22 protein-coding genes are annotated in these 26,459 nt (G+C 53.0%); 9 read left to right on the top strand and 13 right to left on the bottom strand.

Going from position 1 to position 26,459, the window contains the following annotated elements:
* Positions 1-564: 564 nt before the first annotated feature.
* The gene (acs, locus tag CYPRO_RS04785) at positions 565-2,454 is read right to left on the bottom strand and encodes an acetate--CoA ligase (RefSeq protein ID WP_114983531.1); all 1,890 of its coding nucleotides are present in this window, start codon (positions 2,452-2,454) and stop codon (positions 565-567) included.
* A gap of 223 nt (positions 2,455-2,677) precedes the next feature.
* Positions 2,678-6,895, bottom strand: a complete 4,218-nt coding sequence (locus tag CYPRO_RS04790) for a PAS domain S-box protein (protein ID WP_164682539.1) — start codon at positions 6,893-6,895, stop codon at positions 2,678-2,680.
* A 542-nt stretch (positions 6,896-7,437) separates the two neighbouring features.
* On the opposite strand from CYPRO_RS04790, the gene CYPRO_RS04795 reads away from it, so the two are divergent.
* Positions 7,438-7,833, top strand: coding sequence for a copper-binding protein (locus tag CYPRO_RS04795; RefSeq protein ID WP_114983533.1), 396 nt, complete (start codon positions 7,438-7,440; stop codon positions 7,831-7,833).
* Positions 7,834-8,258: 425 nt separating this feature from the next.
* Here CYPRO_RS04795 and CYPRO_RS04800 read toward each other — a convergent pair whose 3' ends face one another.
* The gene (locus tag CYPRO_RS04800; protein WP_114983534.1) at positions 8,259-9,587 is read right to left on the bottom strand and encodes a DNA polymerase Y family protein; all 1,329 of its coding nucleotides are present in this window, start codon (positions 9,585-9,587) and stop codon (positions 8,259-8,261) included.
* Between the two features lie 254 nt (positions 9,588-9,841).
* On the opposite strand from CYPRO_RS04800, the gene CYPRO_RS04805 reads away from it, so the two are divergent.
* Positions 9,842-10,141 carry a hypothetical protein gene (locus CYPRO_RS04805; RefSeq protein WP_114983535.1) on the top strand — a complete coding sequence of 100 codons (300 nt, stop codon included), beginning with the start codon at positions 9,842-9,844 and terminating at the stop codon, positions 10,139-10,141.
* 432 nt (positions 10,142-10,573) lie between these two features.
* Here the strand turns inward: CYPRO_RS04805 and CYPRO_RS04815 are convergent, their stop codons facing one another.
* A complete protein-coding gene (locus CYPRO_RS04815; protein WP_114983537.1) occupies positions 10,574-11,758 on the bottom strand; it encodes a PQQ-dependent sugar dehydrogenase in 1,185 nt (394 codons plus the stop codon).
* Positions 11,759-12,112: 354 nt separating this feature from the next.
* Positions 12,113-12,988 (bottom strand): bacteriorhodopsin, encoded by an 876-nt coding sequence (locus tag CYPRO_RS04820; protein WP_114983538.1) that lies wholly within the window; start codon positions 12,986-12,988, stop codon positions 12,113-12,115.
* 354 nt (positions 12,989-13,342) lie between these two features.
* On the opposite strand from CYPRO_RS04820, the gene CYPRO_RS04825 reads away from it, so the two are divergent.
* Positions 13,343-13,915 carry a pyridoxamine 5'-phosphate oxidase family protein gene (locus tag CYPRO_RS04825; protein ID WP_164682541.1) on the top strand — a complete coding sequence of 191 codons (573 nt, stop codon included), beginning with the start codon at positions 13,343-13,345 and terminating at the stop codon, positions 13,913-13,915.
* Positions 13,916-13,934: 19 nt separating this feature from the next.
* Here the strand turns inward: CYPRO_RS04825 and CYPRO_RS04830 are convergent, their stop codons facing one another.
* A complete protein-coding gene (locus CYPRO_RS04830) occupies positions 13,935-14,357 on the bottom strand; it encodes a hypothetical protein (protein WP_114983540.1) in 423 nt (140 codons plus the stop codon).
* Positions 14,358-14,644: 287 nt separating this feature from the next.
* Between CYPRO_RS04830 and CYPRO_RS04835 the strand changes: the two genes are divergently transcribed.
* Positions 14,645-15,736, top strand: coding sequence for a hypothetical protein (locus CYPRO_RS04835; RefSeq protein ID WP_114983541.1), 1,092 nt, complete (start codon positions 14,645-14,647; stop codon positions 15,734-15,736).
* A 6-nt stretch (positions 15,737-15,742) separates the two neighbouring features.
* On the top strand, positions 15,743-16,978 hold the full coding sequence (locus tag CYPRO_RS04840; protein ID WP_114983542.1) for an NAD(P)/FAD-dependent oxidoreductase: 1,236 nt from the start codon (positions 15,743-15,745) through the stop codon (positions 16,976-16,978).
* Between the two features lie 487 nt (positions 16,979-17,465).
* Here CYPRO_RS04840 and CYPRO_RS04845 read toward each other — a convergent pair whose 3' ends face one another.
* Positions 17,466-17,888 carry a type II toxin-antitoxin system VapC family toxin gene (locus CYPRO_RS04845; protein ID WP_114983543.1) on the bottom strand — a complete coding sequence of 141 codons (423 nt, stop codon included), beginning with the start codon at positions 17,886-17,888 and terminating at the stop codon, positions 17,466-17,468.
* The gene (locus CYPRO_RS16705) at positions 17,885-18,313 is read right to left on the bottom strand and encodes a type II toxin-antitoxin system Phd/YefM family antitoxin (RefSeq protein WP_240644836.1); all 429 of its coding nucleotides are present in this window, start codon (positions 18,311-18,313) and stop codon (positions 17,885-17,887) included. Before CYPRO_RS16705 ends, CYPRO_RS04845 begins: the two co-directional genes overlap by 4 nt.
* A 75-nt stretch (positions 18,314-18,388) precedes the next feature.
* On the opposite strand from CYPRO_RS16705, the gene CYPRO_RS04860 reads away from it, so the two are divergent.
* The 3 genes from CYPRO_RS04860 to CYPRO_RS04865 all read left to right on the top strand — a co-directional run bounded on the left by CYPRO_RS04860 (position 18,389) and on the right by CYPRO_RS04865 (position 20,749).
* Positions 18,389-19,399 (top strand): lipoate--protein ligase, encoded by a 1,011-nt coding sequence (locus tag CYPRO_RS04860; protein ID WP_114983546.1) that lies wholly within the window; start codon positions 18,389-18,391, stop codon positions 19,397-19,399.
* A 156-nt stretch (positions 19,400-19,555) separates the two neighbouring features.
* Entirely contained in the window at positions 19,556-19,738 is a 183-nt protein-coding gene (locus tag CYPRO_RS16710) for a hypothetical protein (protein WP_240644837.1), read from the top strand.
* An 18-nt stretch (positions 19,739-19,756) separates the two neighbouring features.
* Positions 19,757-20,749, top strand: a complete 993-nt coding sequence (locus tag CYPRO_RS04865; RefSeq protein ID WP_270049200.1) for a pyridoxal phosphate-dependent aminotransferase — start codon at positions 19,757-19,759, stop codon at positions 20,747-20,749.
* A 370-nt stretch (positions 20,750-21,119) separates the two neighbouring features.
* On the opposite strand, the gene CYPRO_RS16415 is transcribed toward CYPRO_RS04865, so the two are convergent.
* Together CYPRO_RS16415 and CYPRO_RS04875 are read right to left on the bottom strand one after the other, a co-directional pair.
* Positions 21,120-21,479, bottom strand: a complete 360-nt coding sequence (locus CYPRO_RS16415; protein WP_124245527.1) for a hypothetical protein — start codon at positions 21,477-21,479, stop codon at positions 21,120-21,122.
* Between the two features lie 435 nt (positions 21,480-21,914).
* Positions 21,915-23,297: an erythromycin esterase family protein gene (locus CYPRO_RS04875; RefSeq protein WP_114983548.1), complete on the bottom strand. Its 1,383-nt coding sequence runs from the start codon at positions 23,295-23,297 to the stop codon at positions 21,915-21,917.
* 560 nt (positions 23,298-23,857) lie between these two features.
* Between CYPRO_RS04875 and CYPRO_RS04880 the strand changes: the two genes are divergently transcribed.
* On the top strand, positions 23,858-24,244 hold the full coding sequence (locus CYPRO_RS04880) for a cupin domain-containing protein (protein WP_114983549.1): 387 nt from the start codon (positions 23,858-23,860) through the stop codon (positions 24,242-24,244).
* Positions 24,245-24,379: 135 nt separating this feature from the next.
* Here the strand turns inward: CYPRO_RS04880 and CYPRO_RS04885 are convergent, their stop codons facing one another.
* The 3 genes from CYPRO_RS04885 to CYPRO_RS16975 form a co-directional block, all read right to left on the bottom strand.
* The gene (locus tag CYPRO_RS04885) at positions 24,380-25,006 is read right to left on the bottom strand and encodes a thioredoxin family protein (RefSeq protein ID WP_114983550.1); all 627 of its coding nucleotides are present in this window, start codon (positions 25,004-25,006) and stop codon (positions 24,380-24,382) included.
* Between the two features lie 28 nt (positions 25,007-25,034).
* The gene (locus CYPRO_RS04890; protein WP_114983551.1) at positions 25,035-25,865 is read right to left on the bottom strand and encodes a protein-disulfide reductase DsbD domain-containing protein; all 831 of its coding nucleotides are present in this window, start codon (positions 25,863-25,865) and stop codon (positions 25,035-25,037) included.
* A 180-nt stretch (positions 25,866-26,045) separates the two neighbouring features.
* Positions 26,046-26,363: a DUF433 domain-containing protein gene (locus CYPRO_RS16975; protein WP_408625757.1), complete on the bottom strand. Its 318-nt coding sequence runs from the start codon at positions 26,361-26,363 to the stop codon at positions 26,046-26,048.
* Positions 26,364-26,459: the final 96 nt, after the last annotated feature.

Genomic DNA, 26,459 nt, shown 5'->3' on the forward strand with positions numbered 1-26,459 from the left:
TGGGGTGGGGCGTGATGCGATTACTATGAAGAATACACCGCTACGCGGCTGGTCGCTGGTATTGGCATCGGGGCGTGTTGAAATCCGGATACCATGCATATAATCTTGTTTATCCTGTAAATCCTAAAAATCCTGTTCAAAAAATGGGCTGGTCGGGATTCGGCAATTGAAAATTTGGGTCGTGTCCCCGCATGGTAGAGACGCAATGCATTGCGTCTCTACGCTGGTGCTGTTGCGGGTTTGTTACGGGCTGTACGCCGGGCCCGGCGGGCGCGCCTTCGGCGCTTGCGGGGGAGATGGGGTGGGGCGTGATGCGATTACTATGAAGAATACACCGCTACGCGGCTGGTCGCTGGTATTGGCATCGGGGCGTGTTGAAATCCGGATACCATCATATAATCTTGTTTATCCTGTAAATCCTAAAAATCCTGTTCAAAAAAAGAAGGGCATTCTCTTGGCTGCACAGGCTGAATATCCCTCCCAATAAAAACAAAACCCCGAAGCTGAAGCAGCTTCGGGGTTTGCTATCTCACGAAAAGATAACCGTTAAACCGGCATTTTGAATCAGTCCTGCAGGGTCGAGGTGTCGCCGGGGTCTTCGCCAAGGGCTTCGGCCTTGAGGAGGCGGCGGACGATTTTGCCGCTGCGGGTTTTGGGCAGCTCGGTTTTGAAGATGATCTCTGACGGTGTCGCGATCGGACCGAGCTCGCGGCGCACGTGATCGCGGAGCACGCCTTTGAGGTGATCTTTGGCTTCAAAGCCGGGCTTGAGCACCACGTAGGCCTGTATGCGTTCGCCTTTGACCTCATCCGGCAATCCTACAACTGCCGATTCCGCCACGGACTGATGTGTGAGGAAGGCGCTTTCCACTTCCGCGGTGCCGATTCGGTGACCGGCGACGTTCATCACATCGTCCGCGCGACCGAGTACGCAGAAGTAGCCGTCCTCATCATAAAACGCCACGTCCCCGCTTGTGTAGCAGCCGGGGAAGTCTTCCCAGTATTTTTGATAGCGCTCGTCGTTGTTCCAGATGGTGCGCATCATATAGGGGAGGGGGCGGCGGAGTACGAGCAGGCCGCCCTGATTCGGGCCGGTCGTTTCGCCGGCGGGTGTGACCACATCACAGCTTACGCCCGGCAAGGGCTTGCCGACTTTTCCGAGCTTCGCATCGAATGCGGGCAGGGTGCCAAGCACGGGCGATGCGACTTCAGTCTGCCACCAGTTGTCCACCACGAGACCGCGGTTTTTGAGGATGTTATCCTGCGCCCATTCGTGGGCTTCCGGGTTGAGGGGCTCGCCCGCGCAGGCCATCAGCCGCAGGGTGGAGACATCGTATTTATCGATAAATTCCTTGCCGAAGCGCATGAACATGCGGATGGCCGTAGGTGCCGTAAACATCACGTTGACGCCGAAGCGCTCTACGATTTTCCAGACCACACCGGGATCGGGGTAGTCGATACTGCCCTCCCGCGCGAGGATGGTAGCGCCGTTCACCATCGGACCGTACACGATATAGCTGTGCCCCACAATCCAGCCGATATCGGAGGTGCTCCAGAAAATGTCGGATTCTTTCACATTATAAAAGGCGCGGGTGAGGTAGTAGGTACCAACCATGTAGCCGCCGTGCACGTGTACGACACCTTTTGGCGTGCCGGTCGTCCCGCTTGTATAGAGGATGAAGAGAGGATCTTCAGCGTCCATTTCTTCAGGTTCGCACCATACCGGCTGCGGATCAACAAACTCATAGTAGTCGAATTCGCGCTCCGAGTTGATTTCCAGAAACGGCTCCTGACGCCGGTGTACGACCACGGTTTCCACAAAGTCGAGGTCTTCGATAGCACTGTCCACGATGGACTTGAGCCCGACCCGCTTGCCGCGCCGGAAGGTTACGTCTGAATAGATCACAACTTTCGCCTTGCTGTCCTCAATCCGGGATTTCAGTGCCTGAACGCCCATGCCCGCATACACGACGGAGTGTATGGCCCCGATGCGGGCGCAGGCCAGCATGGAGACGATGCCCTGCGGCGTGAGCGGCATGTAGATGATCACCCGGTCGCCCTTTTTGACGCCCCGGGATTTCAGCGCATTGGCCATTTGGCAAACCCGGCGCAGCAGGCGGTCGTAGGTCATCACGATCTCTTTGCCGTCTTCGGCAATCCAGATGAGCGCCACTTTCTGACGCTTCGGCCCTTTCACATGCCGGTCGAGCGCGTTGATGGTGATGTTGGTTGTGCCGCCCAAAAACCATTTGTGGCGCGGGGGCTTGAAGTCAAGCACCTTGTTGAAAGGCTTGATCCATTCGAGTTCGCGGGCGATCGCGCCCCAGAAGGCGTCCGGGTTTTGAATGGAGTGCCGGTAGAGCGAGTCGTATTCCTGAATGAGGCACTGCTGCAGCAGGCTGTCGGGTGCGGTGAGGGTTCTGGTTTCCTGAACCAGGGCTTCAATGGATGACATAAGCAGTTGAGGTAAGGGTTCTGAAAAAAGCGGTTTCCTGAAAAGCAGGAACAATTTTCAAAGTAGCAAATTTTCGCTAAAATTCCACTTTTCGCTTCTGTTTTTGTCATCCTGCGCGGCACTGTTTCACCATTCAGGCGGGGAGTTGCTTTGTTTTGGAACAGCCGGTACCAGTCCGATTTTCGGAATCTCTCACGGTGGGTATGCCTGCAGCTTGCTTTGCCTACATATCTTTCTCAATTTCATCTACAATGTAGGTTTTTTTGGAAATATCGAGGATGATTTGTTCGAACTCGTCTGCAGATTTGTTGATTTCCTCATATAGCTTTTCCTCACTCAGAAATTCAAAATCTTTATCAGCGAACAGGCTCATCAGCCCCTTGAGCCTTGCAAGCGGAGCGCGCACTAGATGTGACTGTTCCCATGAAATATCGCGGAGGGTTTTATTTTGCTTCAGAATTGCGTTCTGATATCTCATTTGCTGCGAAACATCCATCACAAATGAAGCAAACAGCAATTCTTCTTCAAATTCAAAACGCTGTACCTGCACCAAAACGTCGTAAGATGTGCCGTTTTTGCGCTTATGTCTTGCGTTAAACTGAATCTGCTGCTGTGTACCGTTCAAAAGAGGTTTAAGCTGTTCCTGAAAATCTTCTTCACTGAAGCCTTCTTTTATTTCCCAGGCTTTGAGCTGTATCAGCTCTTCGATTTTATACCCAAGATTGTGTAATGCCGCTTTATTTGCATTAATGAAATTAAAGGTGTTGCTGTCAAAGAAGTAAATCTCATTGAGTGATTCATTTACTACAAAGTCGAGCCGCCTGCTGTTACGCTCTCCTTCTTTTTGGGCGGTTACATCGCGTACAATAATCAGTATTTCAAGTTTACCGTACGGTACAAGCCGTGCTTCATAGTAGCAGGTAGTGCCATGAATATCAAGCTTATAGGAGTACTGCTGTGGTTCCTGTGTACGATGCGTCAGCATTAGCTTTTTTTCGAAATCTTCAGCAATATCTATGGGCAAAACCTTGTAGATCGAGCTGCCAACATAATCGGTTGGTTCATAAAGCAGTGCGTCGTCATCTTTAGTATAATATTCTGTGATACGCAAATCTACACCAACTACAAACATGAGGTCCGGGTTGGCCTGAAGTACGGCGGTCGTACGTTCAAGGGCCTGCCGTTCCTGCTGCTGTGCTTTGCGGAGTTCTGTAATCTCGGTGATGATACCACACAGGCCGGTTACTTCATCTTTTGAGTTGAAAATGGGAAACTTCACAGAGATGAAGAAACGGGCGTCGTCTCCCTGACCGAGTTGTTCTTCGGTTTCTACTGTTATCCGCTCGCCCATCACTTTATTATCGTTAGCTATGAAACCCTCAGCTGTTTCCGGGTCAAAAAGATCGTTGTCGTTTCTGCCAACAACCTGTTCGCGTTTGAGACCGGTTACTTCTTCCCACTTCTTGTTCACTGTGTGGTAAACCCCGCTGCGGTCTTTCACGGTGATGAGTGAACCGCTGTTCTCGAAAATATCGGTCAGAAACTGTTGCCGTTCGTCGAGTTCGTTTATCAGAGCTGTGCGCCACCAGGTGTTTTCTATCATGCTGGCAAACAAGGTGAGCAGGCCTACTTCATCATCCGTTTGCTCATGCGGGTGTTCTATCCATTTCAGGGCTAAAAAGCCGTGGTGCCCGCCGTTTTGCCTTAGGGGAATACTCATAAAGGTCTTAACCCCTTCCATTCCGGGGATTTCCCAAAAAGAGTCGTCTTCAGGAACAGATGAAGTGTCGCTCACAATTACCCAGCTGCCTTGTGCGTGTTTCCCGGGCAACTCCCCAAAGGATTGCAGCGGTTTCAACTGTCCGGGAGACACCTCAGATTCGTAGCCGGGCCGATCCCAATAGTGGGTTTTTCGACAGCTTTGATTTTCGAAATCATACTGATAAATGCTAAAGCGGGAGGCTCCGACAAATTCACCCAGGTTTTGCAGGGAGCGCGTAATCAGATCGTCGGTATTCTCAGGCAATACCGAGATGAACTCTGTGGCAATGCGGACAAACAACTCCTGTAGTTTAGCCTGATGCTGAAGCTTTTCAACCCTTTGTTTTTGCAGGGTAATATCCTGTACCGAACCCCAAAATGCGATACAGGTCTCGCCACGGTGCAGGCTTTTGCCAATGGAGCGAACCCACTTGACTTCACCTTTAGGGGTTTTGAGCTTAAGATCCAGATCATAGGGGGTACCGTTCGTAGTGCAATCTTCAACAGCCCGGCGTATGCGGCTTTGGCTGCGGCTTTCGTCTTCGACATATAAATTGATCAGAGCAGGAACCATGTCTGAGCCGGTGGCATCAACTCCAAGAATGCGGCGGGTCATGGCATCAAGCCTCGCCTCGTTGGTTTCCAGGTTCACATCCCAAAAGCCCAATTGCGCCAAAATTCCAATTTCCTCGGTGCGGTCATTAAGCTGCTGCAGGCGCAGGCTCTGTTCTTTGAGGGCGGTAATATCCGTGAAGGTTGTGTACACCTGCCAGGGGGGCTTTTCTCCATCCCGAAATTCCGGACGAGCGTTAATCAATATCCAGACATGCTTGTTTTTTTCCGGATGGAAAATGCCCATCTCCACGTTTTCCACATTTTTTCCGGTTTTTAGAGCGACCATTGCCGGGTGGCTTTCCCCCGGGAAGGGGGAGCCATCGGCCTGAATGGCGTGCCAGCGGGGATCAGAGGAGGTGCGGCCCTGCATCTGATCGAGGGTGAGGCCCAGCAGGCGCTCGGCAGCAGGGTTTGCCCGGGTAATGTAGCCATCGGCGTTCTGATATACGACGCCGTCAGCCATCGACTCATACAGGTACGTCAATTCGCGTTCCCTCTCAGAAAGCGCTTCAGCCTGTGTTTTTCGGTTATGGCTGTTGATGAAAATTTCCGCAAGCATAAACGGAATATTCAGCTCATAGCTGAAGAAACGAGCACTAATGCTGCTGGCTTCAAAACCAAGATACCCCAGGAGTTCACCTTCTGTAACCAGCGGAACAATCAGGCTTTTGAGCTGTTTTTTCTGATTCAGCCATTCGATCACATCATTAACCTGAACCATTCGCCCGTCAAATGTTTGGAGCAGTATGGCAGAGCCGCCGTCCGGATAAGCGCCGGCGCCAAGCTTATGGAGAAGCTCATGCGGCGACTCCCAGGCATATTCAGGATTTCGCTGCCAGGTATGCCTGAAGTGAAATCCGTTGTCAGCTTTGTTTTTTCCAAGGATGAAGCTGCGGTCAACCCCCAGGGCTTTGCTTATGAGTTTAAGCGCTTTACTTAGCTCAGACTCCACGCGGTCAAGCGGGATGTTGATAAAGCGGGTAGAAAAGCGGGAGATAAGATTAAGCTGCTCTTCCTGCTCTTCCAGCTGTTTAATGCGTGTGCTTCGGCTCGTTGTGTTGGTGAGCGAAAAAATCAGCAGCTCCGTGTTGGGAATGTGCGTGAATTCAATAAAAGCGACTTCCCCGTTACGCAGCCGGACTTCAAAGTCCATATCCGGCAGGCTGTCCCCTTCTGCCGGCACAACCTTATCAATAGCGTTTTGCCATATTTCCCGGATGTTAGCACGATAATCCGGGTCGGGATATGCCAGCGTGTGCCATTCTTCCAAGATTGAAAAATCATCGGTTGAATAGCCGGTAAGCGCGGTAAACTGTTTGTTGAGCTGCACCAGCCTGCCTTCGTAATCAAAAACCATGAGCGCCAGCGGAATCTGATTGAAGAGCGCATGCAGATTGCGGTCATACAAGTTTGCGGTGTTCAGGTAATCCAGGACTTCCGTAACATCAAGTACAACTCCTTCGGTTAAGCGTGCGCTGCCATCGGGGTGACGCCGGGTTTGTGCTTGTTCATAAACGACACGGATTACGCCGTCCGGGCGGATGATGCGGTGCAGAAGCTCATATTTTTTGTCGTCGGCGAGGTGATTTTCGAAGGCCTCCCGCACATATCCGCGGTCTTCAGCCGGCAGGACGTTAAAAAAAGCCTCATAGTTCGGAACCTCATCTTCTTTGCTGATACCAAACATATCATACACCTCATCCGACCAGGTGAGGGTGCCACTTGCAACGTCGAGCTGCCAGGTGCCAACCCGTGTGAACTGACTGAGTTCGCCGAATAGTTGTTGCGGATTTTTTTCTTTAAGTGAAGAAGGCGCTGATGGTTGTTTAGGAAGACCGGAATCGCTGACAGCGGGTGTGCCGGGAAACAGCAATAGCAGAAAGGTTCTGCCGGTATCTCCATTGCCTGATGTTGTATCGAATGTTTGCCTTAACTCAGCCTGATGGGTAAAAGCACGCTTGTCCCGCTTTAGTACCAACGAAAACAAGACGGCTTGCTCTGTTTGCTCGCCGCTGTTAAGCAGGTCGCGTTGCTCCTTAAGGTTTGTATAGAAATCAGGTTCCATCACATCCTCAAGCCGTTTACCCTTTTGATGATGAAAATCTCTAATACCTGTATACCGGCTGAAGCACGCGTTCATGCCAGCTATAGTCATATCCGTATCAAACTGAAGAATGCCCAGGTGAGCGCTTTCAGATAACCCATTTACGTGATTGTGTTGCAGCATGAGTAAAAAAGTAAGTATAAACCTTTAATGATATACCAAGGGGTGTGTATGTATTATTACTGTAAATGTATCAGTGTATATATCTATGCATATACTTTTTAGGATTACAGCTTGGGATGGTACTATGTGTAAAGCATAATCTTTCAATATAAACATGTATACACAGCTGTCCAACAAAGGCTGTGTTTTCTTTGTATATTCTAATCATAACGGAATCAGAACCGCAAGTTCCTGGCTTGTTGTAGAGCGCGGTCGCTTTAGCTAAATTTGGTGTTAATTTGCGTCCGGGCTTTCGGTCTTCACACATCCCGTTTGTTCGGGATGTTTTTCTGTTGTTCCGGATGTCTATTTTTAATTAAATACAAAAATATCATACTATTATGAGTTCAATACTTTTCCCGTCAAAGGCTGTATTGTTTTTTTCTTTACTCGTTTCAGGTCTCCTGCTGAGTGCCTGCGGAGGTGAAACGGAAACTGTCCCTGCCGAAGAACAGGCTGCGGCCGAGCAGGCCTATGAGGTGCGGGGCTTTTTCATGGAAACAGATGAGGCCAATCAGATTATCAGTATTCTCCATGAAGAGATCCCCGACGTAATGCGTGCTATGCGGATGCGCATGATTCTTGAAGATCAGGAAGGCGCTGAAGGCCTCGAGCGCGGCGACATGATCTCGTTTACGATGGTTCGTATCGGTAACTCCTGGTACGTACGTAATATCACGCAGCTGCCTGAAGATACGGAGCTTGATATTCCTGAAAACCTTCTTGAGATGCTGTAATCGCACCTTCGTTATTTCGCTTTAAAGGTGATGATTGTTTATAGCCTTGCATACACACCGTTTACAGGTGTTTTGCAGGGCTTTTTTTTGGTCATGATGGGGATGTCCTGCATTTCATAATACGCGGCATGTGAAGGGATGCACGGTTTTCCGGCACATGCTGTCCTTACAGGGCAGGTGCGAATGAGAGATTGCTTTCTGTCTCAGCACGGATGGGTTTGATGCGGCACCTGTTCCGGTTGATATGCCGCCTTTTCAGGGTTGTGCATGCGGGGCCGGGCTGTGCATCCGTGCATGCCGCATTTTTTGAACAGCATGGGTTTCGGTGTCGTAATGTACCCCGTAACTATGGGGCGAACCCTTGTGGTCGGGCCTACTGAAGCCGGGGCTGTGAGTCATAAAACCCGCGTGCAGGACGCGCACCTTCACGAGCGGTCCAGGAAATGCGTCTTCCCCTTCACATCATCAAAGGAAGACGCAATAACCAGGCTTTCGAAGCCGTAGCGGTTGTTGACGGTGTCGCGGGCACGGAACAGGTTGCGGAGTTTTTCATCTTCCCGGAAAAAGAGCTCGAGCTGACCGCTTGCGTCAAGATCGAGGGTGCTGATGCCAAAACCGCGGATACGCTGCCCGTGCCGCAGGTAGTGCTGCACGACCGGCATAAGGGCCTGAAGCGCGGTTCGGGTAACGTAGTCATCGAGGTTGGTCAGGCCTGCCGTTGCGAAAACGATCTGTACGCCGCGCCAGCTTTCGTCCTGAAAGCGCAGGTAGCTCGAAAACCGGCGTGCGCGCCGGTTGTAGCCGCGCATGCGGTAGCATAGCTGCCGTACGGATTTGATGATTTCACCCCGGACAGCTTCCGGGTCGGTCGTCCATTGGGAGAAGGTGTGCATGTAGGTGACTTCTTCGGGCACGTGCGCGGGCGGATCGGCTACAATGGCGCGGTCGAGGCCGCAGACGGTTTCCCAGAGCATACGTCCGAAGTAGGCCCCGAACAGCTTCTGAAACGGCCCGCGACCTTTGGCGATTGCTTCACCGATGGTGCGCAGGCCGGCCTGTTCGAGGCGGGCAAAGCGCCGGCTGCCGATGCCCCATACTTCATCGAGCTGCAGCGGGTGTATGAGCTGCCGTTCCGCGGCTTCGTCGAGCACCAGAGTAAGGCCGTTAGGTTTTACGAGATCGGAAGCCAGTTTGGCGTAGGTTTTGGAGCGGGCAATGCCTACGGAACAAAACAGGGCCGTGGCTTCGTACAGCTCCCGCTTGATGCGCTGACCGAAGCGGCGTAGCTCATCTTCGGTATGACCAATCATAAAGGTAAGGTCGAGGAAGTACTCATCCATCGAGTAGCCTTCCACATCAGCGGCATAGCGGTCGAGCACTTCCCGGATTTGTTTGCTGATGGCCTGATATTTTTCATAGTGCACCTGCATAAATACCACGTACGGACAGAGCTGTACGGCTTCGAAGGCGCTCATGCCTGTTTTGACCCCGAATTTCCGGGCTTCATAGCTTGAGGTAGCCACAATGCCCCGGGGCGTGCCATCAGGTTTGCGCCAGCCGCCTACGACCAGCGGCAGCCCCTGAAGGTCGTAGGATACCTGCTCCACCTGTGCGTAAAAGCAATTCATGTCGAGGTGAAGGTAGAGCCGGGGTTTGTTTCGCCGGTGTCGCTGCTCTGCCGAGATGGTGTTGTACAGCGTGATGCGATGCACGTTCCGGGTGAGGTCGTATGCGCCGGGGTTGAGCGTATCCATATCCTAAATTACATATATCACACATATAGTGATGTAAAATTTTCGGGACGCCCAACGACATGCCGTTTTTAGCTGTCAGATGATGTCACTGTACTTTGGCTAAGTTACGGGTCTGCATAAACTTCGGTGCGGGCCTGCATGTCACGTGAAATAATGGCAAGGCTGTACTGACGATTTAGCGGAGGGCTTGCGGGATTAAAGTATATGTGCGTAATATGTGCAAGTGTCACTCCCAACGGAATATCAACAGAATTATGCAGGTAGCTAAGCTTGAAAAAATCAACGTTATTGCCGCATATGCCGGCTTTCGGACCGATAGTCTTACGCGGGCTATTACGCCCATCCGCTTTATGCTCACCAACGGAGACCGCCATCAGGTTGCAGAGGTGAAGCGCTCGTATTCGGAGCGTGTTGGCGACTCCCTGCACGTGCACTTCGTAGTGAAGACCAAAGAGAATCGTTATTTCGATATCGTGTACGACAGCAAGCGTATTACCTGGCTGCTTGTCGTAGAGCTTGAAGAAGCCCTGTTTACCGCGCAGGGAATGCAGTAGCCCGGCCGGCTGCGAAGCACCTGCCTGGTTCACTTTTGAAACCGGGATTTGCGGAAATGCCCGGATGTGCTTTAGTCGGAGTAGGCGAAATCGGAAGCGGGTTGCCTTTGCGGCACGAGATGCGGTTTGGGATGCCTTCCCGACGGGCTTCCTGTGGTACCCTGAACCTGCCCCGGATGCGGACATGGTACAAGCAAAACAGCCTGAGCTGCCCGTGAGCACATCCCCCGAAAAGAAGGCGCCGTACCTTGCGGACCTGCAAAAGCGGGCGGCGAAGAGGGAAATTGGAGCGGGTTTCTGCTGCGGACGGATCAGGTTTCCAACAAAAAAAGCCCCGCTGCGGGTACTGAGGTTTAGCGCTCAGTACCCTGCAGCGGGGCTTGTAGTGGGGTGTAGCTGAAGCCTGCCGGTTGGTTTCAGTCGGCTACGGGATTAGTCACCGATGGGGACGAGTCGTAATACGCGACCGTTGCTTTCGTCGATGATGTAAAGGAAGCCATCGGGGGCAAAGCGTACATCGCGAATCCGGGCAAGACCACTTACGAGGCGCTCTTCGTGTACCGCGCGCTCGTTTTCGAGGTCAACGACGATGCGGTTGAGGTGACGTCCTGCAAGGGCGCCGCTGAAAACGTTGCCGTTCCAGCCTTCATAGCGGCTGCTGTTATGCACGATGGCCATACCGGAGGGGGCGATGGAGGGGGTCCAGTGATGGAGGGGCTGTTCCATGCCAACAGCGGCCGTATCCGGGCTGATGGGGCTTCCGTCGTAGTCGATGCCGTGTGTAATAACCGGCCAGCCGTAATTGCGGCCCCGGCGCAGGATGTTGATTTCATCGCCGCCGCGCGGACCGTGCTCGTGCGACCATACTTCACCGGTTTCCGGATGTACAACCATGCCCTGAATGTTACGGTTGCCAAGTGTAAAGATTTCGGGCATGCCGTCGCTGGTGTTTACGAAAGGGTTGTCGCGGGGCACGCGGCCATCATCATACAGACGAAAGCTTTTTCCGGCATGGTTGGTTACGAGCTGTGCATTTTCCATCACGCCGCGGTCGCCAATGGCAAAGTAGAGGTAGCCGTCTGCGTCAAAAACGATGCGGCTGCCAAAGTGAAAGGGCCGGGCTGTGTTGGGGTGACCGCGGAAAATTTCTTCGAAATCATGCAGCATGTAGCCGTCGAGGCGTCCGCGACCGATGGCCGTGTTGGAGGTGCCGGCCTGCGAGTAGGAGTAGGCGATGTACACCAGCTGATTGCTGATGAAATCAGGGTGCAGGGCTACATCAAGGAGGCCGCCCTGATTGCGGTTGAAGACGGTAGGGGTGCCGCCTATGATTTGCGGGCTGAGTTCGCCGTCTTCTACGATGCGGAGGTTGCCGGATTTTTCCGTTATGAGTACGCGCCCGTCGGGCAGAAAGGCCAGCGCCCAGGCGTCGTTGAGTCCGTCAACAACGGTTTGAAGCCAGAAGGTGACTTCTTCTGATTGGAAGACGTTGCCGGAGATTTCTTCGGTTGGGAAGTAAAAGTCATCGGGCAGATGCTGCGCGTTAGCTTCAGCTGAAAAAAAGGCAATTACTCCGGCTACCAGTGCCGCTGTTAATACAGTTGCGTTAAGTCTCATGAGTTAAGTAAAAAAGCTGTTTATGGTTTCGGTTGAAGATGCACATGTTATAAGAACTAATCTAACAAATTAGCGGATAATTTACCGCGGTGATTCGTAATATCGCAGCCGGAAAAGGGATTTCAGCTTTTTTTGACAAAAAGGAGGAAACGGGGACAGCCTGTTGTTTACCGCAGCTTCATCAAAAGCATGTAAAAAAGGTGCGCAGGGTAGTGCTTGCCTGATGAGACCGGCATTCTGCCGCATAAATGCCATATTGCCGGATGATCCGGCACAAAAAAAAAGCCCGACCGTCGCAATGACAGCCGGGCTTTGGAAATTCAGGTGTATGGGTCCTGAATTTTGCTCGGGGAATTAGTTGGTTTCGCCGTCGCGGTTGTAATCGTACCCATCAGCGTTGCTCATGATCTGTGCTACGATAGTGAGCAGGATACCGTAAATCACTTTAGAAGAAACGTCAGCGATGGTGTAGGTGAGCTGACGACCAACTACAGCAGCTTCAGCAGCAAGACCGGTGAGTGAGGGCTCGAGTCCTGGCGGAATGAGGTACGGCATCAGGTAGGCACCCGGGTAGAGCATCCATGAGAAGAAGAATACCGTCCAGATGTAGCCCATGTAACGCTTGGCATCAGCGGGGATACCTTCAGAACCTTCAGCAATTACCTTCTTCATGGTGATAAGGATATCGATGAAGAAAATGGTAGAAACAGTACCCCAAACTACGAAGAGGGTGAAGTTGGTTACTTCGAAATACTGACCGATGTAACCGGTCACGATCATCATGGTACCGGAGAACCAGAAGCGGTTACGTACGGAAGAGAAGCTGCTCTTGGTGAGAGATACTACGAAGAGGATCTGGAAGAGAAGCATCGGTACGTCGATGAGCCAGTTCAGGTAACGGTAACCGTTGTTGAACAGCGCCGCGCCGTCAGCAAGGAAGTAGCGGCCCTGATCGGTATCAAAAGAAAATGCATTCACCCAGTTTTGTGCCTGAACGAAAAGCAGCAGGCCCGCTGATACCATTACGACAACGGAAAGTACTGCTGTTGTGCGGTACTTGGGTTGTACGGTTTTGATGGTTAGGATGAAGTAAATAAGCGCTGCAAACATCACAGCATACCCCACCGTTAGTACGTGTGCCACCATTTGGAACGACATTTCGGACAGTCCATTCTCGAGTCCGACGTAGTTCTCAAACGTTGCATTACCTAGTCTTTCTGTAGCTTGCATAGTCAGAGAGTTGGTTTATTAGTGAATTGTGCCACAAAGCGGTGTAGCGTTTTGGTGTTTTGGTGATCGCCTTGTGGTTAAGTATTGCGCATAACATGACCCTCTGTGTTTTCGTTTGGCTAAGCATTTATTTTTGTTCAAAAAAAAGGTTTTGAACTGTAAGTGTATGTGCAGCATTAACTTGAAGTAAGCGTTTTTTTGATATGCAGTAAAAAGATGCATCCCGGGTGAAGCGGGAGCTGATATTTCTGATAAAAGTTAAGGTGTTGCCGGATATGTAGTTAGGGGTTTGTTAAACGATTGGCATCTGTTTCATGGTTGATGCTGTCATTCCTCAACCTAAAAAAAATTAATATGATCGAAGTCCGGCGCAGTTTAGACCAAAACCTAAGCGAACTGTTTGGTTACCTTAAACGGGCAACTGCTGATACCCGCTCTCCTTTTCGTCAGCCGGTGCTTACAACCGTAGATGACAACGGTACCCCGCACAGCCGAATGCTCGTGCTTCGGGAAATAAATGCACCGCAGCATCTCATCTTCTTCACCGATGCGCGTACGCCGAAGGTTGCGCAGCTGCGGCAAAACCGAATGGCTTCTCTCTTATTCTGGGATCCGCGGAAGCGGGTGCAGCTTAGCATGCAGGTCGCAGTGCATATGGTAGAAGATGATGCGCGGCTTGCTTCCTATCGGGACCGGGTGAGGGGCCGGGCGCAGCAATCTTACACAACGGTACTGCCTCCGGGTACGCAGGTTCAGAAACCGGAGGATGCGGAAACCTGGACGGATTTTGAATCCGATAATCATTTCATGGTGCTGGAATGCCGGCCGGTTTCGCTCACGGTGCTGCAGCTTTCGGGGGAGCGGCATTTGCGGTTTGTAGCGGAGAAAAAGGGGGATGTTTGGGATGCTTCATGGGTTGTGCCTTAGCTGTATTATACTCAAGCGCTCACCGCTGACCAAAAAACAGGTGCTGCTGCTGACGCACCACAAGCTGTGGCCGGCCCTGATGTTCGCTGATTTCACCAACAGCGCAGACATAGCCCTGTGCAAACTGCCGGTGCGGCGCTTCGGTCCAGCGGCTGTAGTCGCGCTCCCAGACCACAACGGTGAAGCTTTGGTTCGGGTGCGGGGCACCGAAATTCAGAAAAACCGGGCTTCCGCCAATTTCCTGAGCAAGCCGGGCCTGCGCGACTTCCCCGCATACCTGCGCACGCTGCCCGATGTGATCAGCGGCCTGCGTATAATCCAGCGTTACGGCAGGGAGCTGTGAGGCGTCCGGGCGGATGACCCGCGAAAAGATGAGGCTGCCAATCATCAGGAGGGCAAATACGGGGATGAGGTAAATCAGGATCTTGCGAAGGCTGCGCATCAGCGGGGAGTTTGCGGGTGTTGGGTACGGAGGCATGATACGGACGGGAGCGCCTAACATCAAAAAGCAAGGACCTATGAGACCGATTTGGGAGGTGTGGAACCAGCACGAAAGACCGTGATGCTCTCGGAGTTCCCCCTAAAAAAACAAAGGCGGGATTAAACGGGCGGCCTGAGTCCGGAGAAAGGTGGTATAACCTAATCCGCAGGTTTGTATTTTAATTTAAAAAGCGCTACTATATGCGCATAAAGTAATATAGTTTTTTCCTTCAAAATACCAGCGGAGGTATGCTGATGTATTCCGAAAACGGAACCCTTACAGAAGCGCCCGATTATCAGAAAATGCTTGCGGAGCGGCTTGCGCAGCCGGAAACCGCGAAGGCCCTGATCGGGCTGCTCGACCGCATAGACACGGTCGAAACAGCGCTGAGTGCCGCGGAAGAAGTGCTCACAAAACTGCCTGAAATAATGCAGAGCATGCAGGAGGAATCGCGCATGCAGACGCGTCTGCGCGAAATGAATACCCTGTTTGACAAGCTTTCACAGCCCGAAGTGATGCGCGCCCTGGGCGGCATCATCGACAAGGCGGAGGTGCTGGAAACCGCAGTATCCGCGGTGGAGATGTTCACTGAAAAAGCCCCGGAGCTGATCGATTCTTTCCAGAATGAGTCCAAAGCGGGCGGTACGCTGGCGGAGCTTTCCCGATTGTCCGGCCTGCTTTCCGACCCGGATACCATGCGCAATGTGACAACAGTGGTGGAAAATCTTGATACCATTGCAACGCTCACGAGTGCGCTGGGCGAGGCGGAGCGCAAGCTGCCGGAGCTGTTCGCGTCGTTCAATTCCGAAAGTGATCTCGGTAAGACCATCCATCAGTACCTGATGCTGGGGCAGAAATTCGCCGACGACCGGGTCATCAACAACCTGAACAATCTGGTTGATAAAATTGAAAACCTTGATGCCGTGCTCAATATTCTGGATGAGGTTGTACGCAACAATCCCGAGCTGAAAGAGCCTAACAGCGTGACTGCGCGGAACATCAACGAGTTGTTCGAGCTGCTCACTAAGTCCATGAAAGATGAAGAAGCGACGATTCTGGAAACGGCCCGGGGCGGGATTGCCATCCTTGCGGAGGTGAACCGGATTTTACTTTCTCCGAAAATGCAGGTTGTTATCAGCGGGATTACAAGCGCCATGGAGTATGATAAAGATGAGGTGCCCGAAGTGGGGCCGATCAAGCTGATCAAAATGCTTTCCGATAAAAATACCCGCAAAACTTTGGGTCTGACTTCGCTGCTGGCCCACGAAATTGGCGGACAGCTCGATTATCTCGACTGTAACCGCGTCCGTGATTTTGATTCAAAACATCCTAAAAAATAAACGATTATGAGTACTTACACCGAACATGAAGTCGTCGTTGTCGGCGGCGGAACCGGCGGCATTATGGTTGCTGCACAGCTGCTGCGCAAAGACAAAGACCTGGACGTGGTGATTATAGAGCCCTCGGACGTCCACTATTATCAGGCAGCCTGGACCCTTGTGGGCGCCGGCACTTTTGAGAACAAGGAAACCAAGCGCCCGATGGCGGACTGTATCCCGCCCCGTGCCAAGTGGCTGAAGGACAGCGTGGCAAGCTTTGAGCCGGAGAAAAACCGCCTCACAACTGCCGGCGGCAAGGTGGTGAGCTACCGCTTTATGGTGCTCGCACCGGGCATCCAGATCAACTGGGATGCCGTCAAGGGCCTGCCCGAAGCGCTGAATAAAAACGGCGTGTGCAGTAATTACGACTATCACATGGCGCCCAACACCTGGAAGGCGATTCAGTCCACCAAAAAAGGTAAAGTGCTGTTTTCACAGCCGAATACGCCGATCAAGTGTGGCGGTGCCCCGCAGAAAATCATGTACCTGGCTGATGAGGCCTTCCGTAAGGCCGGCGTGCGGCAGGATGTGGACATCCACTTTTTCTCGCCGGGCACGGTTGTTTTCGGCGTTGAAGTGTTTGCGAAAACGCTCAAAAAAGTGATTAAGGAAAAAGACATCAATTTCCACCTCGGGCACAATCTCGTAGAGGTTCGCGGGGACGAAGGCATCGCGGTTTTTGATGTAACCGGCGAAGACGGCAGCGTTACGAAAAAAGAAGTGGAATTCAGCATGTTCCATGTCGTGCCGCCGATGAGCGCGCCCGATTTTGTGCGGAACAGCGCCCTCGCCGTAGAGGAAGGTCCCCTCAAGGGCTGGATTGACGTGGATCATCACACCCTGCAGCACATGCGTTTTGACAACGTGTTTGCCGTGGGCGATGCCGCCGCGCTGCCGACCGCCAAGACCGGCTCCGCCGTTCGGAAACAGGCGCCCGTTGTGGTCGAAAACCTGCTGCGCATCCGCGAGGCGCTCCTCACCGAAACCGAAGCCGGTGCGCTCAACAACAGCTACAACGGCTACAGCTCGTGTCCGCTCGTGACCGGCTACGGCAAAATGGTGCTCGCCGAGTTCGACTATCAGAATCAGCCCGACCCGACCTTCCCGTTCGATCAGAGCGAAGAGCGCTACGACATGTACGTCCTCAAAAAGTGGGGCCTCCCCTGGATGTACTGGAACCTGATGCTCAAAGGCAAGGCCTGATAAGCGCCGGGATTTACTAAAGAAAAAGCCGCCCGTATGTCTCTGAAAAGGCATCGGACGGCTTTTTTTGTGTCGCTGTGCCGGAACTCCGACAGCATGTGCAGCAGCCGGAATCATGCTGCCCTGCCATTTCAGGTGCCCGTTTTTTTGGGTGAATCCCGTGAGCATCACGGTCTTTCGTGACAGCCCGAAAGCCCCCAAACCTACGGCTGAGTCCCTTGCTTTGGGATGCGATGCGGCAGCGGGGTTGGCGCGCTGCAGGTCCGGATTTCCCGTGCCCATGTTGCGAGCTGAGAAGTGTTCGACATCGGCGATCCGGATATCCATCCCAGCGCATTCGTCGATAATGCTGACGGTGTTTCCCAAAAAATAACAGGAGTTCGGGTGAGAAGTGGAGTCGGAGAAGAATGCCGGATGCTATGGGGCATTATGGAGCTTGTCAAACCTGCGGAAGAAGCAACTGTTACGACTCAGTAGGGATGTTAGGTTAGGTTGACCAGGGGTTTATCAAAGCTGCTCCTGTTCCTTCTATGTCTTTTATATTTCTCGTTACAACCGTCATTCCATTAATAATTGCAGATACGGCAATCAAAGTATCAATAGCTGGGAGTGGTCGTCCCACTTTTTCCGATGATGCCAAAACCTTACCCCACTCATTAGCTACTTCTAAATTGATGCCGATAATACGATTTCTAAAGCGGAGTAAAAGGTCAAACTGAATCCATTTGATAAGCTGAGATTTTCTTTTCGAATCGGGTAATTTTTCGATTCCTTTATTTAACTCTCCGAAAGTAATCACACTTAAAAACAAACTATTTTCATTTTGTGCATTAAACCAGTTGATTACCTTCTCGTCAGGAGCAGGCTTAATCAGTTCTGATATGCAGCATGTATCAATCAGGTAGTTCATAACTCAAAATCACGGCCAAAAGATTTATCCCGGCTAAGGTCTACCCCGGAATTTGCCAGGGGTGAATTTCTGAAAAATGTTACCAATGACGTATCCGATGGTTCAAGTTTTTTGTAGTCTTCGGCCGAAAGCACAACAAAGCTGTCTTTCCCATACTCTGTAATAGTTTGAGGTCCTTCTTCCTTGGCTCTTCTTATGACTTCAGTAAATCTGTTCTTAGCGTCTTTTAAATGCCATTTTTTTCTTTTAGTAATCATATCATCTCCGTTTGGTTTATTGAATGGATGTAATTTAGAAACTCTTTTAGGAAGAATAAAATTTGATTGGTAGTGGGTTTGTTTCCGGCCTGTAGAGTCAACCAAAAATGCATCAACGGGTAGATTTGATATTTCAGGGAGCAACCCAGCCGCACTCCCCATTTCCATTGGTATTCATCCCGCATTACCCTTAATTTGTAAAATCCAGCACCGCTCATCCTATTTAAACCAAACTCAAAAACCATGATTTTCATCGAGAACGAAGGCATCACCGATCCCCGCATTAATCTTGCGCTGGAAGAATACGCGCTCAAAAATTTTCGGATCGGGCAGGATTTTTTGCTGTTTTACATCAATGCGCCCTCCATCATAATCGGGCGGAATCAGAACACGCTCGAAGAAATCAATCACGAATATGTGGAGCAGAACGGCATTCACGTGGTCCGGCGGATGAGCGGGGGCGGGGCAGTGTATCACGACCTCGGCAACCTGAATTTCAGCTTCATCACCGATTATGATATGAAGAGCCTGAATAATTTCGCCAAGTTTACAAGTCCCGTGATTAAGGTGCTGCGCGGGATGGGCGTTGATGCCGAGCTCAGCGGTCGAAACGATATCCTCGCCGAAGGCCGCAAAATTTCCGGCAATGCGCAGTACTCGACCACCAAGCGGATGTTCAGCCACGGCACCCTGCTGTTCGATACCGAGCTGGGAGAGGTCGCCAATGCGCTGAATGTAAAAATGAGCAAGATTCAGTCGAAGGGGCATAAGTCCGTGCGCAGCCGCGTGGCCAACATCAGTGAGTTCCTGAAGGAGCCGATGACGACCCTCGAATTCCGTGCCCGTCTGCTCAAAGGCTTGTTTGAGGAGCGGGATGATTTCGAGACCTATCACCTCACCGAGGCCGAATGGCAGGGGGTGTATCAGTTGCGGGACGAAAAGTACGGCAACTGGGACTGGAACTACGGACGCTCGCCCAAATTCAACATTCAGCGCGAACGCCGATTCCCCGTGGGTGAAATTGACCTGCGCCTGCAGGTCGAAAAGGGCATCATCGAAGAGATCACCATTTTCGGCGACTTCTTCGGCAAAGATCCGGTCGCGGAACTGGAGCAGCTGCTCACCGGTATCCGCTACGACAAACCGGCTATCACCGAAGCCCTAACCGACGTTGAAATCAGCCGCTTTTTCGGCGATGTCGCGAAGGATGATTTTATTGAGCTGATTTACGGGGCGGATGAGGAAGCGGGGTGAAGGTTGTTTCGGGCACGGAACAGAACAACTGACTGATTGAGGGCGAAGCACAGACACAGCCCTCGCGCATTTCACAAAAATTATCGAAGCAGGAAATCACCGGTTTCCTATTTTGCCCGTGTCAACTTTCCTTCGAAACGCCAAACGCAACCCGCCATGAAACCTCTCGCTTCCCGCACCGACGGACTCCGCCAAAGCGGCATCCGGGCCGTGACACAGCTCGTTAATCAGTACAACGGCATCAACATGGGGCAGGGCATCTGCGACCTGCCCGCGCCCGACCCGGTGAAGCAGGGCGCCATCGACGCCATCACGGGCGATCAGTCCGTGTACAGCTAACACAGCGGGATCTCGGAGCTGCGGCAGCGCACCCTGCGCAAGTTTCAGACCTTCAACCGGATTCCGTGCAGCAGCGAAGAGGAAGTGATGATCACCAACGGCTCAACCGGAGCCTTTGTCGCGGCCTGCCTCACCCTGCTCGAACCCGGCGATGAAGTCATTCAGTTTGAGCCCTTCTACGGCTATCACGTGCAGCTTTTGAAAGTGCTCGGCTTCAAACCCAAATTTGTGCCGCTGCGTGGACGAAGCTGGGAGGTGGATTTCGACGCCCTGCGCGCCGCCATTGGTCCCCGCACCAAAGCCGTAGTCGTCACCAACCCCGGCAACCCGAACGGGAAGGTCTGGCAGGAAGCCGAACTCAAACAGCTCCTGCGCGTGCTGCAGGAGCACGACCTCTGGGCCTTCACCGACGAGGTGTACGAGTTCATGACCTACGACGGCAACCGGCATCTTTCCCTCGCTGCCCTGCCCAGTGGCTGGGAGCGGACCGTCACCATGTCGAGCTTCTCCAAAACCTACAACATGACCGGCTGGCGGCTCGGCAGCGCAGTCGCGCCCGCGCACATCATCGAAAAAATGGGGCTCATCAACGACCTCATCTACATTTGTCCGCCTACTCCCTTGCAGCATGGCCTCGCGCAGGCCTTCGATTTACCCGAAAGCTACTTCACGCAGCTCGCCGCCGATTACGACCGCAAACGCAGCCTCTTCTGCGAGGCCCTCAGCGAAGCCGGTTTCGACTTCGATCCCCCGCAGGGCGCCTACTACGTGTTCGCGAGCTTCGAGCCGCTGCACCGCGCCGGCATCGCAGGCTTCGAAAACGACGAAGCCGCCTGCCACACCCTCATCCGGGAAACCGGCATCGGCACGGTCCCAGGCCGCTCCTTCTTCTCCGACCCCGCGCAGGGCCGCTTCTGGCTCCGCTTCTGCTACGCCAAAGAATACCCGGTCCTCGAACGCGCCTGCACAGCCCTCCGAAACTTCGGCCAGCGTTGCCGCCTCAAAAGCTGAAGCGAATCCACCTTCCTTTTGGAAACCCCGGCGCCTGCGTGTTTTCAGGCTTTGTTTTTTTGGGGGGAAACTCCTCGAGCATCACGGTCTTTCGTGCTGGTTCCACACTTCCCAAATCGGTCTCATAGCGCCTTGCTTTTAGATGTTGGCGTTTCGGGGCGGATATTCGAAAGCTGTACCCTGAATCAAACTCCGCGAGGTTGCAATTCTGAAGGAATTAGTAAAGAACCCGTCATCCCGGAAACGCCCACAGCGAAACAAAAAACCACCCCAAAAACAGCCGGCGTTATCCGGAATCTGCCAACTTCGCCCTGCGACCATGTGTGCAGTTCCCCCGCCAAACGCTGTGCCGGACTTTGCGGAACCGGCATCACAACCCGGATATTGCATCGCGGCAATTCGCGCCTGGCAGATCCCGGATAATGCTGCGCGAGGTTTCGTGCAGGTTGAAAAGCCCTGTGCCGCAGCATTTCCGGGATGACGGGGTGGATTTGACCAGTAAATTCCACAAAGAACCCGTCATCCCGGAAACGCCCACAGCGAAACAAAAAACCACCCCAAAAACAGCCGGCGTTATCCGGGATCTGCCAACTTCGGCCTGCGACCATGTGTGCAGTCCCCCCCCCCAAAACGCTGTGCCGGACTTTGCGGAACCGGCATCGCAGGTCTGCACCAGCATCGCGGCAAGTCCGGCTTGGCAGATCCCGGATAATGCTGCGCGACGTTTCATGCAGGTTGATAAGCCTTGTGCCGCAGCATTTCCGGGATGACGGGGTTTGGGGGATTAGACCAGTAAATTCCACAAAGAAACCGTCATCCCGGAAACGCCCACACGGAAACAAATAGTCGCCAACAAAAGCCAGCCGGCGTTATCCGGGATCTACCAACTTCGGCCTGTGACCATGTGTGCAGTCCCCCCCCAAACTCTGTGCCGGACTTTGTGGAACGAGCATGCAGGTCTGCACAAGCATCGCGGCAGTTCCTGCTTGGCAGATCCCGGATAATGCTGCATGAGTTTTCATACAGGTAAACTACTTCGTGCCACAGCATTTCCGGGATGACGCGTTGGGGGTTGAATATGACGAAATCCACATAAAACGGCTCCGATCATAAAAAATCTGCGCTCCATTTCCGAAGCTTCTCCAGCTGCCGCCTCATGCCCAACTCACCTCAACGGTGTCAATTCCTCCGTGTACGGCAAAAAGATAAAGGCATTATACCGCGCAACCATGTCGCTGTTTACGTAGTTCTGCGCTGCGTCATTAGCCGGGTTGTAGACTACGCCGATGGCGCGGTGCGGTACCGGACTGCCGAAAACTTCCCGCGCGGCATCGGTGCGCAGGGGGAACCAAACCGCGCCCAGGTCCAGGCTGTAGAGGCCGGCTTCGAGGCTGCCGGATCGGGCTTCGGGCATTTCCACAATCTGCATCGGACCTTCCCACTCGAAGCCCACATTTACGCGGCCGGAGAAGGTGCCGAAGCCGAGGGCGAATACGGCATCATCCCCGAAAGCGGTGCGTGTGAGCTGTCCGATGTTGTGCATGCCCGCACTGGCCATGTCCGTCGCGCGGGCATCTCCGATATGCGTGTTGTGCGCCCAGGCGATACCGCGGGCTTCCTCCCCGTAGAAGTCAAGCAGGCGGGCGAAGGTCTGCTTAAAATTGGCGGCCCGCTCATTCCAGGATTCCGGTCCCTGAAACAGCATCCCGCGCAGGTGTAAATCGGCCTGACGAAAAACAAAGGCGTGCTGCCGCAGGTTGAACCATTCTTCCTGCGTGAAATCATCGGGTTGCGGGTTGGCCTCGAGAAGTTCGGTGAGCTCGAGGATGTCGCGTCCGCAGTGCTCGCCGGTGCGGGCAACATGCTGCAAATAAGCGCGGTTATCCCCTCTGAAGCGATTGATACACTGCGTGGAAACGAGCAAGGCTGTGCGAAGGTCGCCTTCAAAGTGGTCGGCTTGTGCACGAAGCACCCGCACGGACTCCGGCCAGCCGTACACATCCATCCCGTAAAAACCTACTTTTTGAGCATCCTCCGGAAGCGCCGCATTCCACGCGCGCAGCCACTCTACCAACTCAAGCGTCTCCTGATTGTTCCACATCCAGCCCGGCCAGCGCGTGAAATGTGCGAGGGCTTCCCGGGCGGAGGCGGGTGCGCCGGGCAGCTGTTTTACGTATTTGTTGACCTGCCAAGCCGCATCCCAGTCGCCTTCCACTACTACAAAATTATAGCCGTGCGCTTCAATCAGAATTTTGCTCAGGGCCGCCCTAAGCCGGTAATACTCCGATGTGCCGTGCGTCGATTCGCCGAGCAGCACCGCCCGGTGACCCGCGGCCATGGCTGCAATTTCCGGCAGACTTTCCTCCGAAAAACTCCGAAACAGCGGGTGTTCATTCTCATGCTGTGCTTCCGTCGCTGCTAATCCGGTCTCAGAAGCATCAAGCTGTAAGGGCAGCGTGAGCATCCACACAATTAGGAGCGACAAGAGTGAAGCGGCAGTCTGTGTAAGTCCGGATCCGGACGTATCATCTTGAAAAGAATAGGTCATAGCGGTGGGATTCGAAGCATTAAGTTCAGCCGAAAGAGCCGGTGATTACATGATGTGCCCCGCCGTTTAATGCGCGGGACTTTCTAAAATAGCAATTCCCGCGAAAAACAGATGAACCGGGATCAGGTAAGCCGTTTGCGGCACGCCTGTCTCTCTACATGACTCAAGGATGATGCGAACCGCACACCAACTATCGGGCAGTTGTAAACTGCTAAACCTGCATTCAGGCATCAGCAATTGCAGAAGGCGGAAGTAAGAAGACGGAAGGCAGTGGACGGAAGACGGGGGACGGAAGATGGAAGACAGAATGAAAAAACTAAAACGTCAACCGTATTTAGGCATCGACACGGAGTTTCCCCAAAAAAACGAAAGTCGGCACAGCTACAGCCGTTTGGAAAGGTTGAGTTGTCTTCCCAAAACATTTTTCGTCGGGACAGTGCGAACGTGGGTTTTGCCTGGTGCTGCAAGTTGCAGCGCGCAGAAACAGCTTGTTTTATCAAAACCCGAAGGCGTATTATGGGTATGCTGATCTTCATTTCAAACACGAACGCAAATAAACCATGCTGAACATCCCGCTGAAACCCGCTTTTGGGACAGCCGCCCTGCTTGTATTGTTGTTGGCCGCCTGTACCCCTGAAAACGAGCTGCCCGATCCCGTTCAGGCGTGGTGGGAAGGGGCGTCAGTTTGCGAGGTGCTGGAGGAGAACCGGCATATGCGGGCGCTGCGCTGCACGTTTCCGCCGGGGGGGGGACATGAGCGGCACTTCCATGACCGGCATTTTGGCTACACCGTGCAGGGCAGCCGCTTCCGGATTACCGATGCGACCGGTACCCGCGAGGTTGATGTGACAACCGGTGGCCATTTCTACAGCGATGGCATCGAATGGCACGAAGTGCTGAACATCGGGGACAGCACGGCGGTGTTTCTGATTATTGAGCTGCGGTGAAAACAAGGCGCGCGGTTGCGGGCAAATTTTTTCGTCAAACCAAAGGGTATTTCGACACCTGTTTTCGCGCACAAAAAAAACTCCGGGAAACAAATCCCGGAGGTTGACTAAAAAAGTGTACCGCAGCAATCTTGCTTAGTACTTCACCGAGCAGCCGTAGGGGCGGGTCGTTGGGATGGCTACGGGCTCGCCGGCCATTGCGGCATCGAGGGCGGCTACGAGGTAGTTCTCGGCTTCGGCAATGGTATCGGGGTTGGCGCTTGGTACGCTGTCGATGGCACCGTCATACAGTAAAATGCCGTCCGGATCAATGACGAACATGTGCGGGGTAGTGCGGGCATTGTAGGCACGACCCACATTGCCGGGCTCATCAATCAGGATGGCGTGCTGCGCGGAGTTGTGTGCGCGCATGGCTTCGCGGGCCTGTTCCTGTGTGAGATGTCCCTGCTCGCCTTCGCGGGAGGAAATAATGGAGAGCCAAACGACATCATGCTCCGCATAATGACGCTGAAGGCGCTGCATTTCGCCTGCGCCGTAAAACTTGCGGACAAACGGGCAGTCGTGGTTCAGCCACTCAAGCACGACAAAGCTGCCGCGGAAATCCGAGAGGCTTACTTCTTCGCCGTTCTGATTGACAAGCGTGAACTCAGGGGCGGCTTCTCCGATAGGCGGAGATTGCGGGCTGTCGCCGGAACCGGCAAAAACGCCGCTAAACAGGCCTGCAACAAGCAGCAGGCTGATGGTAAGAGCTAACTTTTTCATGAGCTTAGAGATTAGGGTTAGGATTGATTCAGGGATGGTGAGATTCGATATGGAACGCCCGGTTGCCGTGTTCCGTGCCATGGACGAGTACGCCGGCTACGCTACCGGGCGTACTGTGCGCGTACCGGGAAAGGCGCAGCTGCATCCAGAGGGCGCCATCGGCAGTTTGGATTTGCTGTGCGGCGGTGTTATCCACGAGATCATCGGCGATGGGGTAGAACCGCAGGGGGTCGGTTTCGGGATTGAAAGCCGAGGCAAGCGCACCCTCAAGGCGCAGGATGATGTGACCCTCATCGGTGGTGAAAGCCGGATTCAGGTCATGGGCTTCGGCGGGAAGTTTGTCACGGAAGCGTCCGAAAAGGCCGGCATGTCCGGAGGCCTGCTGTTCTGCGGACTGCACCTCAACGGTAATGCTGTGCCGCTCGAAGGCCGGCAAACAAACGGCTTCGCATACAAGGTACTCAAGCCGGGCTTCGAGGGTGTAACTGCCCGGTTCAACTGAAGCGGCAACCGAAAGCGGCTGCATCAGCAGGGTTTCGTCTTTGTAGCCGTAGGTGATAAGGTGCCCCTCTTCGAAGGTGCCGGGAAAGGGCCACTGGATGTCGCCGGTGCTGAAGCCTTCGGGAAGCTCCCATGAAATGCGCGCGGCCAGTCCGGAATCGCCGGGGTTGCGCCAGTAGGTGTGCCAGCCGGACTCAATGTCAAAATGGAAGCCGAGGGTTGTTGATTGTCCTGCGGCGAGCGGCATGTGCTCGGAAATCAGGCTTACATCCACATGGTCGGAGCCTGGACTAGGTTGCGCGAATACGTTTGTTTGAACAACAATCAGGCTGAAAAACAGTGGTAAAAGGTATTTCATGCGCGGTTTGGTTGTGATGAAAAGTTAGTGAGATATATACAAAAACAATCCAAGCCATGAAACTCCGCCGCCAATGCCTTTACATTTGGTGCGAAATCTTTGAAAATCAGAAGTTTCGGGAGGGGACCTCAAAAGCGTCTTTGCATGCTGAACCCGCAACAATTATTCGCCGAGTTGTTGCTATGTCTTATTTGCTGCGTATAGCTGACAGGCCAACAAGTCTTCCAATTCAAGATCAGAATAATCCCGTAGAATTTCGTGCATATCCATTCCGGAATTCATGAGTTCAAGAAGTGACTCAACAGGGTATCGCAAATTTCGAATGACCGGTTTTCCGAAACAAATATCCGGGTTTTGTGTGATTCGGTTGAGGTGATTGTCGCTCATGTATAAAAATAGTAAGGATGTGCTTATTGCCTCGCGGATTTTAAGGATTAAGCAGGATTTGCGCGGATTATTTTTAGGATGATTCCAACTCCAAACCCCGCTCCGCGTCATCCCGAACACCTGCCCTTTTTCAACAACAGGGATGTCTGGAATTAGCACGGAGCGCCTGCACCCAAAAAGCAAGGAACACGACACCGATTTGGGATG

Origin of the sequence: Cyclonatronum proteinivorum, assembly GCF_003353065.1 — a bacterium.
GTDB lineage: Bacteria > Bacteroidota > Rhodothermia > Balneolales > Cyclonatronaceae > Cyclonatronum > Cyclonatronum proteinivorum.

Bases quoted from the DNA above. Each gene is read 5' to 3' on its own strand.
- acs (WP_114983531.1), bottom strand. From the start codon at position 2,454: ATGTCATCCATTGAAGCCCTGGTTCAGGAAACCAGAACCCTCACCGCA.
- CYPRO_RS04790 (WP_164682539.1), bottom strand. From the start codon at position 6,895: ATGGAACCTGATTTCTATACAAACCTTAAGGAGCAACGCGACCTGCTT.
- CYPRO_RS04795 (WP_114983533.1), top strand. From the start codon at position 7,438: ATGAGTTCAATACTTTTCCCGTCAAAGGCTGTATTGTTTTTTTCTTTA.
- CYPRO_RS04800 (WP_114983534.1), bottom strand. From the start codon at position 9,587: ATGGATACGCTCAACCCCGGCGCATACGACCTCACCCGGAACGTGCAT.
- CYPRO_RS04805 (WP_114983535.1), top strand. From the start codon at position 9,842: ATGCAGGTAGCTAAGCTTGAAAAAATCAACGTTATTGCCGCATATGCC.
- CYPRO_RS04815 (WP_114983537.1), bottom strand. From the start codon at position 11,758: ATGAGACTTAACGCAACTGTATTAACAGCGGCACTGGTAGCCGGAGTA.
- CYPRO_RS04820 (WP_114983538.1), bottom strand. From the start codon at position 12,988: ATGCAAGCTACAGAAAGACTAGGTAATGCAACGTTTGAGAACTACGTC.
- CYPRO_RS04825 (WP_164682541.1), top strand. From the start codon at position 13,343: ATGATCGAAGTCCGGCGCAGTTTAGACCAAAACCTAAGCGAACTGTTT.
- CYPRO_RS04830 (WP_114983540.1), bottom strand. From the start codon at position 14,357: ATGCGCAGCCTTCGCAAGATCCTGATTTACCTCATCCCCGTATTTGCC.
- CYPRO_RS04835 (WP_114983541.1), top strand. From the start codon at position 14,645: ATGCTGATGTATTCCGAAAACGGAACCCTTACAGAAGCGCCCGATTAT.
- CYPRO_RS04840 (WP_114983542.1), top strand. From the start codon at position 15,743: ATGAGTACTTACACCGAACATGAAGTCGTCGTTGTCGGCGGCGGAACC.
- CYPRO_RS04845 (WP_114983543.1), bottom strand. From the start codon at position 17,888: ATGAACTACCTGATTGATACATGCTGCATATCAGAACTGATTAAGCCT.
- CYPRO_RS16705 (WP_240644836.1), bottom strand. From the start codon at position 18,313: ATGGAAATGGGGAGTGCGGCTGGGTTGCTCCCTGAAATATCAAATCTA.
- CYPRO_RS04860 (WP_114983546.1), top strand. From the start codon at position 18,389: ATGATTTTCATCGAGAACGAAGGCATCACCGATCCCCGCATTAATCTT.
- CYPRO_RS16710 (WP_240644837.1), top strand. From the start codon at position 19,556: ATGAAACCTCTCGCTTCCCGCACCGACGGACTCCGCCAAAGCGGCATC.
- CYPRO_RS16415 (WP_124245527.1), bottom strand. From the start codon at position 21,479: ATGAAACGTCGCGCAGCATTATCCGGGATCTGCCAAGCCGGACTTGCC.
- CYPRO_RS04875 (WP_114983548.1), bottom strand. From the start codon at position 23,297: ATGACCTATTCTTTTCAAGATGATACGTCCGGATCCGGACTTACACAG.
- CYPRO_RS04880 (WP_114983549.1), top strand. From the start codon at position 23,858: ATGCTGAACATCCCGCTGAAACCCGCTTTTGGGACAGCCGCCCTGCTT.
- CYPRO_RS04885 (WP_114983550.1), bottom strand. From the start codon at position 25,006: ATGAAAAAGTTAGCTCTTACCATCAGCCTGCTGCTTGTTGCAGGCCTG.
- CYPRO_RS04890 (WP_114983551.1), bottom strand. From the start codon at position 25,865: ATGAAATACCTTTTACCACTGTTTTTCAGCCTGATTGTTGTTCAAACA.
- CYPRO_RS16975 (WP_408625757.1), bottom strand. From the start codon at position 26,363: ATGACGCGGAGCGGGGTTTGGAGTTGGAATCATCCTAAAAATAATCCG.